The sequence below is a fragment of the Micromonospora wenchangensis genome, assembly GCF_002210435.1.
GTDB lineage: Bacteria > Actinomycetota > Actinomycetes > Mycobacteriales > Micromonosporaceae > Micromonospora > Micromonospora wenchangensis.
In genome coordinates, this window is record NZ_MZMV01000023.1 from 30,521 (window position 1) to 42,632 (window position 12,112).

At 71.8% G+C, this 12,112-nt stretch carries 13 protein-coding genes; 10 read left to right on the plus strand and 3 right to left on the minus strand.

Going from position 1 to position 12,112, the window contains the following annotated elements; translation table 11 throughout:
- The first annotated feature begins 323 nt into the window (after positions 1 to 323).
- The 9 genes from B5D80_RS15365 to B5D80_RS15405 are packed head-to-tail and all read left to right on the plus strand — an operon-like array spanning position 324 to position 9,379.
- Complete coding sequence (locus B5D80_RS15365) at positions 324 to 1,094, plus strand: class I SAM-dependent methyltransferase (RefSeq protein WP_088644559.1); 771 nt, start codon at positions 324 to 326, stop codon at positions 1,092 to 1,094.
- A complete protein-coding gene (gene mtnA, locus B5D80_RS34330) occupies positions 1,091 to 2,611 on the plus strand; it encodes an S-methyl-5-thioribose-1-phosphate isomerase (protein ID WP_088644560.1) in 1,521 nt (506 codons plus the stop codon). The genes B5D80_RS15365 and mtnA overlap by 4 nt, the downstream gene beginning before the upstream one ends.
- Positions 2,608 to 3,276, plus strand: a complete 669-nt coding sequence (gene mtnB, locus B5D80_RS15375; RefSeq protein WP_088644561.1) for a methylthioribulose 1-phosphate dehydratase — start codon at positions 2,608 to 2,610, stop codon at positions 3,274 to 3,276. Before mtnA ends, mtnB begins: the two co-directional genes overlap by 4 nt.
- A 43-nt stretch (positions 3,277 to 3,319) precedes the next feature.
- Complete coding sequence (locus B5D80_RS15380) at positions 3,320 to 3,904, plus strand: 1,2-dihydroxy-3-keto-5-methylthiopentene dioxygenase (protein WP_088644562.1); 585 nt, start codon at positions 3,320 to 3,322, stop codon at positions 3,902 to 3,904.
- Complete coding sequence (gene mtnC / locus B5D80_RS15385) at positions 3,901 to 4,635, plus strand: acireductone synthase (RefSeq protein ID WP_088644563.1); 735 nt, start codon at positions 3,901 to 3,903, stop codon at positions 4,633 to 4,635. Before B5D80_RS15380 ends, mtnC begins: the two co-directional genes overlap by 4 nt.
- Positions 4,632 to 5,831, plus strand: a complete 1,200-nt coding sequence (locus tag B5D80_RS15390) for a pyridoxal phosphate-dependent aminotransferase (protein ID WP_088644564.1) — start codon at positions 4,632 to 4,634, stop codon at positions 5,829 to 5,831. The genes mtnC and B5D80_RS15390 overlap by 4 nt, the downstream gene beginning before the upstream one ends.
- Positions 5,828 to 6,637: an S-methyl-5'-thioadenosine phosphorylase gene (locus tag B5D80_RS15395; protein ID WP_088644565.1), complete on the plus strand. Its 810-nt coding sequence runs from the start codon at positions 5,828 to 5,830 to the stop codon at positions 6,635 to 6,637. The genes B5D80_RS15390 and B5D80_RS15395 overlap by 4 nt, the downstream gene beginning before the upstream one ends.
- On the plus strand, positions 6,634 to 8,145 hold the full coding sequence (locus B5D80_RS15400) for an MFS transporter (protein ID WP_088644566.1): 1,512 nt from the start codon (positions 6,634 to 6,636) through the stop codon (positions 8,143 to 8,145). Before B5D80_RS15395 ends, B5D80_RS15400 begins: the two co-directional genes overlap by 4 nt.
- Complete coding sequence (locus B5D80_RS15405; RefSeq protein ID WP_088644567.1) at positions 8,129 to 9,379, plus strand: metal-dependent hydrolase family protein; 1,251 nt, start codon at positions 8,129 to 8,131, stop codon at positions 9,377 to 9,379. Before B5D80_RS15400 ends, B5D80_RS15405 begins: the two co-directional genes overlap by 17 nt.
- A gap of 152 nt (positions 9,380 to 9,531) precedes the next feature.
- Here B5D80_RS15405 and B5D80_RS15410 read toward each other — a convergent pair whose 3' ends face one another.
- The 3 genes from B5D80_RS15410 to B5D80_RS15420 are packed head-to-tail and all read right to left on the minus strand — an operon-like array spanning position 9,532 to position 11,704.
- Complete coding sequence (locus B5D80_RS15410; protein ID WP_088644568.1) at positions 9,532 to 10,710, minus strand: MAB_1171c family putative transporter; 1,179 nt, start codon at positions 10,708 to 10,710, stop codon at positions 9,532 to 9,534.
- 15 nt (positions 10,711 to 10,725) lie between these two features.
- On the minus strand, positions 10,726 to 11,238 hold the full coding sequence (locus tag B5D80_RS15415) for a hypothetical protein (RefSeq protein WP_211291507.1): 513 nt from the start codon (positions 11,236 to 11,238) through the stop codon (positions 10,726 to 10,728).
- Positions 11,228 to 11,704, minus strand: a complete 477-nt coding sequence (locus tag B5D80_RS15420; RefSeq protein WP_088644569.1) for a helix-turn-helix domain-containing protein — start codon at positions 11,702 to 11,704, stop codon at positions 11,228 to 11,230. The genes B5D80_RS15415 and B5D80_RS15420 overlap by 11 nt, the downstream gene beginning before the upstream one ends.
- Before the next feature lie 161 nt (positions 11,705 to 11,865).
- Here B5D80_RS15420 and B5D80_RS15425 point away from each other — a divergent pair, with 161 nt between their 5' ends.
- Positions 11,866 to 12,090 (plus strand): hypothetical protein, encoded by a 225-nt coding sequence (locus B5D80_RS15425; protein ID WP_144081681.1) that lies wholly within the window; start codon positions 11,866 to 11,868, stop codon positions 12,088 to 12,090.
- The last annotated feature ends 22 nt before the right edge of the window (positions 12,091 to 12,112 follow it).

Below are 12,112 nucleotides of genomic sequence, written 5' to 3' on the forward strand. Positions count from 1 at the left end.
CATATCTGCGTGATTCGGCGCGATCATCATCCGTCGTTCGGCAATTGTAGGGGGACCGCCCTATTGGTGGGCCTGTCATTTGGCGCAGAATCACTACAAGCTCGATATAGAAAATCTTAATTGATTTACGCCATCGATGCAGATAGAAATACGGGAGTCGCCTGACGGTCAGTGTGCCCAGAATGACGGGGAGTAGGGGCAACGGCGGTGGTTCGGTTCCGCCAAGCCGAGCAGCGGGCACCTCGCAGCGCAGCGATCCGGTTGCTGGTTCTGCTCAGTCGGTTTGGTTCTGCTCGAACATTCGTTTCGGTTAGGGGAGATCCATGTCATCTACCGACCAGTTCGCCGACACGATTACCTATCGCTCGGACTGGTACCGCGAGTACCGCCATCTCCGAGGGGTCGACGAGGTCAAGAAGCGTCTGGAGCGCGACGCACTGTTCCACACGCTCGCCGCGCGCGGACAGCTCACCGGCCGGATGCTCGACGTGGGCACCGCCACGGGCCGGTACCCGATGCTGTTCGCCCGCGCCGGATGGCGCAGCGTCGGCCTGGACGTCGCGGACGCGGCGGTCGCCATGGCCCGGGAGGAACTACGCCGGTCCGACGTCACCGACCGGGTGGAGCTGGTCTGCGGGGACATCCGTACCGTCACGTTCCCGGAGCAGAGCTTCGATCTCGTGACCTTCATGATGGGCACGTTCGCCCACATCCCGGACGCCGACCGGATCGAAACGCTGGCCACCGTCCACGGCCTCCTCGCCCCCGGCGGATCTGTGGTGATCTCGAACTGGAACACCTCGTGGCCGGACGGACGGATGCTGTCGCTCTACGGGTCCGCCGACCGCGAGTGGCTGGTGCGGGCCACGCCGGCGCCCGAGGAGACCGCGGCGATGCTGACCGCCGCCGGTTTCGGCACGGTCGACGTGCAGCACTTCTGCCCGTTCACCGACGCGCAGATCGACCACTGGATCGGGTCGCACGAGGACTCGCCCGACCGCATCCAGGCATACATGCTGAACAACAACATCTCGACCCCAGGCCAGATGTACCTCGTCGCGGGGGCCAGCAACGCCGCGGGGGCCGGGCAATGAGCGCCGGACCGACCCTGGCGTGGGACGACGGCGCCATCGTCACGGTGGACCAGACCGCACTGCCGCACCGTCACAACGTCCTGCGCATCACCACGGTGGACGAACTGGTCGACGCGATCGCACGACTCGCGATCCGGGGAGCCCCGGCGCTGGGGATCGCGGGCGCCCTGGGCGTCGCGTTGTCCGCCTACCGGCACGGGGCGGACGAGCCGGTACGGCGGGACGCCGCGCGCCTGGCCGCGGCCCGGCCGACGGCGGTCAACCTGGCCTGGGGGGTCGACCGTGCCCTGAGCCGGCTGGCCGAGGGCGCCGACGCGGTGCTCGCCGAGGCCACCGCACTCGCCGCGGAGGACGAGCGGGTCAACCGGGCCGCGTCGTCCCGGGCCGCGGATCTCCTGCGGGGACTCTGCCGCCGGCCACGGCTGCGGATCCTGACCCACTGCCACACCGGGCGGCTGGCCACCGGCGGGGTGGGTACCGCGCTGGGCGCCGTACACCACCTCGCGGGGCAGGGCCAGGTCGAGATGGTCTTCGCCACCGAGACCCGACCGCTGCTGCAGGGGGCCCGCCTGACCGTGTGGGAGTTGCGCGACGCCGCCATACCCCATCGACTCCTGGTGGACTCGGCGGCGGCGAGCGCGCTGGCCGCCGGCCTGGTGGACTGCGTCGTGGTCGGTGCCGACCGGATCGCCGCCAACGGCGACGTCGCCAACAAGATCGGAACGTACCCGTTGGCTGTCGCGGCGGCCCGCCACCGCGTGCCGTTCGTGGTCGTCGCGCCGGAGTCGACAATCGACGGGGCAACGCCCGACGGGGCCGCGATCTCGATCGAGCAACGGCCGAGCGACGAGGTGACCTCCGTCGCCGGCGTCGACACCACCTGCGCCGGCACCCAGGCGTTCAACCCGGCCTTCGACGTCACACCGGGGGATCTGGTCACCGCGATCGTGACCGAGGACCGCGTCTGGTACCCCGCCGACCCGGGCACCGGTGACCTGGCGGACCGGATCGACCGGCTCGCCACGATGGTCGAGGACTTCCCCCGGCCCGGGGTGCGGTTCCGTGACCTGGCCGGTGTCTACGCGCAGCCGGCGACGTTCGGGGCGGCGGCCCACGCCCTCGCCGCCGCGTACCGGGACGCGTTCAGCCACGTCGTCGCGGTCGAGGCACGCGGCTTCACGCTGGGCACCGCGGTCGCGCTGGCCGCGGGGAAGCCGCTGGTCCTGGTCCGCAAGGCCGGCAAGCTGCCCGGCCCGTTGCGGTCGGTGAAGTACGACCTGGAGTACGGCGAGGACGTGCTGGAGATGCAGGAGTCCGCGGTGCCACCGGACGGCCGGGTGCTGATCGTGGACGACGTGCTGGCCACCGGCGGCACCCTGGCCGCGGTGGCGAAGCTGGTCACCGAGGGCGGCGCCGGGGTGGCCGGGTTCGGCGTGCTGCTGGAGCTGGCCGGGCTGGGCGGAGTCCGTCGACTGCACCCCCACCGGTTGGTCGCGCTCCGGACCGACCGGTCATGACGGCGCACCCCGTGGACGTCGTCTCCACCGCCCCGTACGGCGCCGCCGCGGACCCGTACGACGCCGCCGGATGGCTGAGCGCGACGGCGCGGACCCTCTACGAGCGGGGCTGGATGCCGGGCACCTCGGGCAACGTCTCGGTCCGGTCCGGAGCCGACGCGGTCCTGATCACCGCCAGTGGGCTGGGCAAGGGGCGGCTCACCTCCGCCGACACGGTGCTCGTCCGGGCCGACACCGGTGCGCCGGTACGACCCGGCTCGCCCCGACCCTCCGCCGAGACCTGCATCCACCTGGCCGTCTACCGGGCCTTCCCGATGGTCGGGGCGGTGGTGCACGCCCATCCGCCGTACGCGACCGCGCTGGCGAGCCGCAGGTACCGGGCCGGAGGCGGGCCGGTGCGCTTCACCGACCTGGAGTTGATCAAGGGGATGGGCCGGGCGTACCTGGACAGCGTCGAGATCCCCCTGTTCGCCAACTGGCGCGAGGTGCCCCGGATCGCGGCGGAGGTCGGTGACCACTTCGCCCACCCGGCGACCGACCCCGCACCCGCGCTGCTCATCACCCACCACGGCGCGACCACCTGGGGAGCCGACCTGGCCGAGGCGAGCGACCGCCTCGAGTGCCTCGAAGCGCTCTGCCAGCTCGCCCTCCTCATCGGCGACTGACAGACACCCATCGGACGCCAGCGACCCAGTGAGGGAGGACACCATGACACTGCTGCAGATCATGCCCGACGACGACGCCCGGACGGTGCTGGAGCGCACCGACCGGCCCGACGAGATCCGTGAGGCCCTCAGCCCGCTCAACGTGGACTTCGAGCAGTGGGAACTCGATCGGAAGGTGGCCCCGGACGCCTCGCCCGACCACGTTCTCGCCGCCTACCGGGCGGAGGTGGACCGGATCTGCGACCAGGGCGGGTTCCGGCTCGTCGACGTCGTACGGATGAAGCCCGACGAGACCGACCCGCAGTGGCCGGACAAGGCCCGTGCGGCGCGGACGAAGTTCCTCTCGGAACACACCCACGACGAGGACGAGGTGCGGTTCTTCGTCGAAGGGTCCGGCTGCTTCTACCTGCACGTGGGCGCGAAGGTGTACGCGGTGGTGTGCGAGGCGGGCGACCTGCTCTGGGTGCCGCGGGGCACGTCACACTGGTTCGACATGGGTGACCGCCCGGAGTTCACCGCCATCCGGTTCTTCGAGGAGGAGGACGGCTGGATCGGCAACTTCTCGCCGGACAGCATCGCCAGCGGGTTCCCCAGCCTCGACGAGCTGCGCACGGCCCGGCTGCCATGAGCCGCGCCGTCGTCCTCGACGTGGAGGGCACCACCAGCTCGATCGGCTACGTGCACGACCAGTTGTTCCCGTACGCGTCACGGGTGTTGGGGTCCTGGGTGGCGACCCACGGCGGCGAGCCGGCGGTCGCCGACGCGCTGCGGTCCGCGGCCAGGATCGCCGACCGGCCGGATGCCGGCCGGGACGAGATCGTCGACATCCTGCGGGACTGGATCCGGCGGGACGCCAAGGTCGCGCCCCTGAAGACCATCCAGGGGCTGATCTGGCAGGACGCCCTCGCTGGCGGCGCGCTCGTGTCACACGTGTACGACGACGTGCCACGGGCGCTGCGGGCGTGGACGGCGCGGGGGTGGACCGTGCACATCTTCTCGTCCGGGTCGGTGGCCGCGCAGCGGGCGTGGTTCCGGCACAGCCCGCACGGTGACCTGCTGCCGTACCTCACCGGGTTCTTCGACCTGGACAACGGCGGCGCCAAGCGGGAACCGGACTCGTACCGTTCGATCGCCCGGTCGATCGGCACCGACCCGGCCTCGATCGTGTTCCTGTCCGACGTGGCCGCCGAGCTGGACGCGGCCCGGACGGCGGGCTGGCACACCGTCGCGGTCCAGCGGGACGACACGCCGCCGGTGGGCGGCGACCACGCGGTCGTCACCACCTTCGACCAGCTTGACCTGCGGGACGACCTGACCGGCGGGCCCGCCGCGCGGTCGGTTGCCGGGGGGCCGCGATGATCCGGCCACCCGCCTGCCCGACCGACACCGGCAGCGGCTCGGGCACGACGATCTTCACCGAGATGACCGCCCTGGCCCAGCGGACCGGGGCGGTCAACCTCGGGCAGGGCTTCCCGGACACCGACGGCCCGCCGGCCATGCTGGAGGCGGCCCGGACCGCCATCGCGGCGGGCGCGAACCAGTACCCGCCGCTGGCCGGGCTCCCCGAACTGCGGGAGGCGATCGTCGCCCAGCGGGCCCTGCGCTACGGCACCCACTACGACCCGGACACCGAGGTCCTGGTGACGACGGGAGCGACCGAGGCCCTGGCGGCGGCCCTGCTGGCACACTGCGCGCCGGACGACGAGGTAATCGTCTTCGAGCCGTACTACGACTCGTATGCCGCCAGCATCGCCCTGGCGCGGGGTCGGCGACGGGTCGTACCGATGCGTCCCGACGCCACCGGCCGGTTCGGGTTCGACCCCGACGACCTGTCGGCCGCGGTCTCGCGCCGCTCCCGGGTACTGCTGCTGAACAGTCCGCACAACCCCACCGGCACGATATTCAACGCCGAGGAGCTGGCCGCCATCGCCACCTGCTGCCGGCGCAACGACCTGGTCGCCGTCACCGACGAGGTCTACGAGTATCTGACCTACGACGGTGCCGTGCACACCCCGCTCGCCACCCTGCCGGGGATGCGGGAACGGACGCTGTCCGTCTCGTCGGCGGGCAAGACGTTCAGCGCCACCGGGTGGAAGGTCGGCTGGGTGTGCGGTCCAGCCCATCTGGTCGAGCCGGTCCGGCGGGTCAAGCAGTACCTGACCTTCGCCTCGGGCACCGCCTTCCAGGTCGCGGTGGCGCAGGCGCTCGCAACCCAGCAGCCCTGGGTGCGGGCCCAGGCGGCGCGGTTGCAGGCCAACCGGGACCGGTTGCGGACCGGTCTGGTGGCCACCGGTCTGACCCCGTACGTATGCCAGGGAACGTACTTCCTCCAGGCCGACATCCGACCCCTCGGTGTGGCGGACGGCATCCGCTTCTGCCGGGAGCTGCCGCACCGGGTCGGGGTCGCCGCGATCCCCAGCGCCGTGTTCTACGACGACCCCGCCGACGGGCTGCCGATCGTCCGCTTCGTGTTCTGCAAGGAGCCGCAGGTGTTGGACGAGGCGGCGCGCAGACTGGCCGACCTCACAACGCCGTACCACCAGGAGGCATTATGACCACGCAGGCACGGCCCGACGTCGGGATCGTCGGCGGCACCGGGTTCTACGCGCTGCTCGCGGAGAGCGAACAGATAACGGTCGACACCCCGTTCGGCCCACCGAGCGGTCCGGTGACGGTGGGCGACGTGGGCGGCAGGACGGTCGCCTTCCTCGCCCGGCACGGCGCCGACCACCGGTTCCCCCCACACAGGATCAACTATCGTGCCAACATCTGGGCGCTGCGCGCCGTCGGGGTACGTCAGGTCCTCGCGCCCTGTGCCGTCGGCTCGCTCCTGCCCGAACTCGGGCCGGGCAGCCTGGTGGTGCCGGACCAGATCGTGGACCGTACCTCCGGACGGCAGCGGACCTACTACGACTCGGGCGCGGTGCACGTCTCGTTCGCCGATCCGTACTGCCCCGTCGGTCGGGAGACCGTGCTGAAGACCGCCCACGAGCACGGCAGCCCGGTGACCGACGGAGGGACCACCGTGGTGATCGACGGGCCGCGCTTCTCCAGCCGGGCCGAATCGCGGTGGTACGCCGGGCAGGGATGGTCGCTGGTCAACATGACCGGCCAACCCGAGGCGGGCCTGGCCCGGGAACTCGCCCTGTGCTACACCTCCATCGCCCTGGTGACCGACCTGGACGCCGGCCTCACCCCCGGCGACGAGGTCCAGCAGCAGGACGTCTTCCAGGTCTTCGCCGAGAACGTCGAACGGTTGCGGGCCCTCCTGCTCCGGGTGGTCGCCGCGCTGCCCCGGAAGCCCGCCTGCCGGTGCGGTGCGACGCTGGAGGGCATCGATCTACCGTCCGAGCCGGCATGAGCGGACAACCGGGGTCCGACCTGCTGGCCCGTCTGGAACGGCTGCCGCTCTCCCGCCCACACCTGACCCTGCTCGCCATGGGTGGCCTCGGGCTCACCTTCGACGGCCTCGACGTCGCCACAGTCGCCTTCGTCCTGCCCTCGGTCACCGAGGAGTGGCAGCTCAGCAGCGGCCAGACCGGTCTGGTCGGAAGTTCCACGCTCATCGGTTTCTTCTTCGGTGCCCTCGGTGCCGGCATCATCGCCGACCGGATCGGCAGGCGTCGGGTGATGATGTGGGCGCTGGCCGTGTTCTGCCTGGCCACCCTGGTCGCGGCGGTCTCTCCCAGCTGGGAGTTCTTCTTCCTGGCCCGGTTGGTCGCCGGCATCGGCACCGGGGCCGAGTCGGCGATCATCCCGGCGTTCCTCTCCGAGTTCGTCCCCGGACGGCTCCGTGGCCGGTTCATCGGTGCGCTCGCCGGCTTCTTCTCCTTCGGGTACGTCGGTGCCGCTCTGCTGGCCCGGTGGATCGTCCCGATGGGGCCGGAGGGATGGCGGGTGCTCCACGTGGTCGCGACCGTGCCCATCGTCCTGTTGCTGTGGTGGCGTCGGTCCGTGCCGGAGTCACCCCGGTTCCTGCTCGCCCGGGGGCGGACCGACGAGGCCCGCGCCGTGGTCGAGACGATCGAACGGCAGGCAGCGCGGTCGGCCGCCACCCGGCCGCCCTCCCCCGCCGCCCCGTCACCCACCGTCACCCCGGCCGACCCCGCACCGGGTACCGCACCGCCCCCGCGGGTCGGCATCGGCGGACTGTGGCGACGGGACCTGGCCGGCCGGACCGCCGTCCTGTGGGTCCTCTGGGTGGTGATCACGTTCTCGTTCTACGGCTTCTTCACCTTCATACCGACCCTGCTGTACGCGGACGGGCTCACCATCGCGAAGAGCTTCACCTACTCGATCGTGATCTACCTGGCCCAGATCCCCGGCTACTACTCCGCCGCCGCGCTCAACGACCTGCTGGACCGCAAGTGGACGATCGCGCTGTACCTCGGCGGCGGTTCGGTGGCCGCGTACCTGCTGTCCGGGTCGGACATCTCCGCGCAGGTGATGATCTTCGGCGGACTGCTCTCCTTCTTCATGAACGGGGTCTACGCCGCGATCTACGCGTACACCCCCGAGCTGTACCCGACCGCGGTCCGGGCGCGGGGCATGGGCACCGCGTCGGCGGTCGGCCGCATCGGCGGGATCTCCGCGCCGATCCTGATCGGGACGACCTATCCGGTCATCGGTTTCGACGGTGTCTTCCTGGTCACCACGGGAGTGCTCGCCGTCGGTGTGGTGGTGGTCCTGGCCTTCGGGGTGTCCACCAGCGGGCGGGCGCTGGAGGAGATCAGCGACAGCGGGTCGGCGACCGTACCCGCGCCGGACGGGCCGGCACCGGTGGTCCCCGGCAACCGGACCGTGACCGGTGCACGCGGCCCCGTCGCTGTCGGCAGAGAGGGAAGGAGTCCCCGTGTCGACCCGAGCTGACCGGAGGACCTGGCTGCTGGTCAACGCGACCGTGCTGGACCCGGTCGCCGGCACCCTGACGCCGGACCGTCATGTCCTGGTCGTCGACGGGCTGATCGCCGAGGTGGGCGGTGCCGAGGTGCGGCACGGGCAGGCGCCGGTGGTGGACCTGGAGGGGGCCACCCTGATGCCCGGACTCATCGACGGCCACGTGCACGTCACGGCGGCCACGGCCGACCTGTCCGCGCTGCCGGACCTGTCGCACTACTACGTGGGGGCCCACGCGTCCCGGGCGCTGCACGACATGCTGACGCGCGGCTTCACGACGGTCCGCGACTGCGGCGGCGCGGACCACGGCCTCGCCGACGCCATCGCCGATGGCCTCGTCACCGGGCCCCGGCTGTTCTTCGCCGGCAAGGCGCTCTCCCAGACCGGGGGCCACGGCGACGTACGACGTCCCGGCCGCAACGTCAGGACCGTCCCGTACTGCTGCCCCGACTTCGGCCGGGTGTGCGACGGCGTCGCGGAGTGCCGCCGCGCGGCCCGCGACGAACTTCGCAAGGGGGCGCACCACATCAAGATCATGCTGGGTGGCGGGGTCACCTCGCCGACCGACCGGATCGACGCCACCCAGTTCGCACTGGACGAGATCACCGCCATCGTGGCCGAGGCCCGCGCGGCGGGGCGGTACGTCGCCGGCCACGCGTACACGGCGGAGGCGATCAACCGAGGGCTGCAGTGCGGGGTACGGAGCATCGAACACGGCAACCTGCTCGACGACAGCAGCGTCGCACTGTTCCGTGCCACCGGGGCCTATCTGGTCCCCACCCTGGTCACCTACCAGGCCATCGCCCGGGACGGCCGGGCCGCCGGCATACCGGAGCACGTCCACCGCAAGGTGTACGACGTGCTCGACGCGGGCCTGGGAGCGTTGGAGACCGCGCACCGGGGCGGCGTCAACATCGTCTTCGGCACCGACCTGCTGGGTGGGATGCAGCGCCACCAGCTCGACGAGTTCCAGTTGCGGCGGGAGGTGTTGAGCCCGCTCGACATCATCCGCTCGGCCACCTCCACCGCCGCCGCGATGCTCGGTGCGGAGGGCACCCTGGGGGTGATCGCGCCGGGTGCGCACGCCGACCTGATCGCGACGGACGGCAATCCGCTGGAGCGCCTGGGGGTGCTCGCCGAGCCGGCCAAGTACCGCCGGTTGCTCATGCTGGCGGGGCGGTTGCTGGCCGGACCACAGGCCGGCTGAGCAGGGCGGAACCTGCCAGGGGCCGGTGGATCCGGAGGTGGCGTGCAGGCGCTCGGCCGGGTCGGCGGGGAGCCGGCGCGGCACCGGCCTGGTGCCGCGGGCGAAGGGACGGCGCAACGTCACCGGCCAGCCGCAACCCGATCGCCAGGGGCCTACGCCCGGTCGGCGTTCCGGGGCGTGGTGGCTTCGGCGGCAGCGAGTTGGCGGACCCGGGCCACCTGCGGCGAGCTGGTGAACTGCCGGGCCACCTGGGCCAGCCAGGCGCTCTCCGAGGCCAGCGAGGCGTCCACGTCCTGGAACGGGTGCTCGGCACGGTAGTCCCGGCCGTGCGCGTGACCGACGAGGGCGGCGGCGATCACCGCCGCTTCCACGGTGGCCGGGTCCGCCGCCGGGTCGACCCAGCGGGGCACGTCCGGATGGGCGTAGGGACGCAGCGTCAACTGCGCGTCGCGGATCTCGATCACCCGCCGGTAGAGCGCGAACTCCGCGCCGGGCAACGGCCGGCCGCCGCTGGTGTTGAGGGCGATCTGCGGCAGCGCGGCCCGCAGCGCCCGCCAGAGCGGGTCGATCCGGCGCAGCCGGCGTAGCGCACGCAGCCACCGCAGTGGCGCGGTGATCCGGTCGCCCCAGGCGGTCAGGGTCGCCCCGATCAGCCAGAGCAGCATGCAGACCGAGCCCAGGGTGGCGCCGACCGGCAGCGTGGTGGCCAGGGACCGGCCGGTGAGGAGGGTGACCACCGGCCGGACCCCGGACCAGGCCGCCCAGACGATGCCCAGCGCGGTGCCGGTGACCACGAAGCTGAGCCCGGTCCGCAGTACGCCGGCCGCCACGTGCCGCAGGTAGCCGCCCACGCTGGTGATGAAGGTGACCAGGCAGACCGCGATGTAGCTGAAGAAGACCACGAGGTAGCCGACGACGACCGGATCCCGTGAGTACGCGTTGACGAAGTTCAGGGTGAAGGTGGTGTCGGCGTTCGCCAGCAGCACCGCCATCACCAGGACCGCGCCGACCAGCAGGGCACCGTGCCGGCGCAGCCAGCGCCGGGTGCCGGCCGGGCGGGCGATGCTCTGACCGAGCGCGCCGAGGAAGTACGCGGCGAGCATCTCCAGGCCGTTGCCGAGCAGCCGGCTGAGGTTCGGCACCGGCTCGACGTGGCTGAGCGCGATCAGGACCGGGTGGGCCATCACCGCCAGGCCGAGGCCGATGCAGAGGAAGAAGGCGGAGAGGTAGCGGGTACCGGCGGCACGTCGACGGCCGGGCACCGGGAGGAGTTTGTAGGCGGCGACCACGACGGCGAGCGCCAGGGCGGTGAAGTTGAGCCAGGTCAGCATGGTGCCCGGCCCTGGTCAGCCGGTGTCGAAGATCGAGCCGAGTCGGGCCAGCCCGTCGGCGACCTCGGGGGTGACCGGGCCGGCGTCGCCGGTCGGGCCCCGGCGGGCGCGGTGGGCGATCATCGAGGCGACCAGTTCGGCCTCCTGCTCCTGGGCGGCCGAGTAGTCGGAACGGCCGAGTACCCGGCGGACCAGGTCGGTGGAGAGGTTCGGCAGCAGCAGGGCGGGCAGGTCGGCCAGCGAGCGGTCGTCGACGTGGCCGCAGAGCAGGTGCCCGACCTCGTGCAGCAGGATGTGCTCCTGGTGCAGCCGGGTGGTGCTGGTGGCGTAGAAGAGGTAGTCGGCCTGGTCGGTGGCGACCAGTGCACCGCACTGGCTGGCTCCACCGGGCATCGGCACCAGCTCGACCGGTCGGCCCCGCTGGTGGGCCAACGCGTCGACGAACCGGGTCGGCTCGAACGGCGTCGGGATCGACAGCGCGTCGACGATCCGCTGGCACCGACGCCACATGCCCCGATCAACCGCCATCGTGCCCCACCTGCCCGCCGGTGCCGGGCTCGGGCAGTGGCGCGCCGGTCGACCCGGCGCGGCGTGCCTCCCGCCGCCCGATGGCTTCGATCATGTCGCTGATGGTGTCCAGCCCCTCCGGGGAGAGGGTGACCGCACGCAGCGCGATCTGCCGGACGGCGCTGTCGCGCAGCGCGCCGAGCAGCTCCAGTTCCTCGACGATCCGCGCGCTCTGCTCGTCGTCGAAGAAGTACGCCGCCGGCACCTGGAAGAACTGGGCGAGGGCCTCCAGGTGCCGCTTGGTGGGGTTGGTCCGCCGGCCGTTGCGCAACTGCCAGAGGTACGTGGTGGAGAAGCTCTCCCCGGTGGCCGCGCGGCAGGCGGTGGCCACCTCCTCGTTGCGGTACTGCTCCCGGTCGGGGCGGCGGACCACCTCGAAGAGTCGGTTGATCTTCTCGGCGAGGGTGCCCGTGCCCGGGTGGTCCATGTGGTGCCCCTCCCCTCGTCGGATCGGGTGGACCCCGTTTCCCGTGGTTGACGGCGGCGACCCCCTCGGACATCCTAGCGATTCAAGATTTTTAGCTGAGATGAACGGCGCGCGCGCTGCCTTTCACACTGGCTGAGAGCTTTCCGAAGGAGGTGAACCAGATGACCGCACTCGTCGACCACACCAACGACATCTCCCTGGAGATGTTCGGTGAGCTCACCGAGGCCGACCGGAACGCCCACGGGCTGGCCGGACTCACCCCGGTGCTCGCCACCCCGACGGCGGTGGCGCTCGGCGTCGCCGTCGGCGCCGTGGCGTTCCACGCCGGCTACATGGTGGGCATCGCCCGCAACATGGCCGAGGGCACCAGGCCACTGCCGAAGTAGTCGCCCGACAACCCGTACCCCA

What these genes read in the sequence shown, in the direction of transcription:
- B5D80_RS15400 (WP_088644566.1), top strand. Translation starts at nt 6,634, where the DNA reads ATGAGCGGACAACCGGGGTCCGACCTGCTGGCCCGTCTGGAACGGCTG.
- mtnA (WP_088644560.1), top strand. Translation starts at nt 1,091, where the DNA reads ATGAGCGCCGGACCGACCCTGGCGTGGGACGACGGCGCCATCGTCACG.
- B5D80_RS15380 (WP_088644562.1), top strand. Translation starts at nt 3,320, where the DNA reads ATGACACTGCTGCAGATCATGCCCGACGACGACGCCCGGACGGTGCTG.
- mtnB (WP_088644561.1), top strand. Translation starts at nt 2,608, where the DNA reads ATGACGGCGCACCCCGTGGACGTCGTCTCCACCGCCCCGTACGGCGCC.
- B5D80_RS15410 (WP_088644568.1), bottom strand. Translation starts at nt 10,710, where the DNA reads ATGCTGACCTGGCTCAACTTCACCGCCCTGGCGCTCGCCGTCGTGGTC.
- B5D80_RS15425 (WP_144081681.1), top strand. Translation starts at nt 11,866, where the DNA reads ATGACCGCACTCGTCGACCACACCAACGACATCTCCCTGGAGATGTTC.
- B5D80_RS15415 (WP_211291507.1), bottom strand. Translation starts at nt 11,238, where the DNA reads ATGGCGGTTGATCGGGGCATGTGGCGTCGGTGCCAGCGGATCGTCGAC.
- mtnC (WP_088644563.1), top strand. Translation starts at nt 3,901, where the DNA reads ATGAGCCGCGCCGTCGTCCTCGACGTGGAGGGCACCACCAGCTCGATC.
- B5D80_RS15365 (WP_088644559.1), top strand. Translation starts at nt 324, where the DNA reads ATGTCATCTACCGACCAGTTCGCCGACACGATTACCTATCGCTCGGAC.
- B5D80_RS15390 (WP_088644564.1), top strand. Translation starts at nt 4,632, where the DNA reads ATGATCCGGCCACCCGCCTGCCCGACCGACACCGGCAGCGGCTCGGGC.
- B5D80_RS15420 (WP_088644569.1), bottom strand. Translation starts at nt 11,704, where the DNA reads ATGGACCACCCGGGCACGGGCACCCTCGCCGAGAAGATCAACCGACTC.
- B5D80_RS15395 (WP_088644565.1), top strand. Translation starts at nt 5,828, where the DNA reads ATGACCACGCAGGCACGGCCCGACGTCGGGATCGTCGGCGGCACCGGG.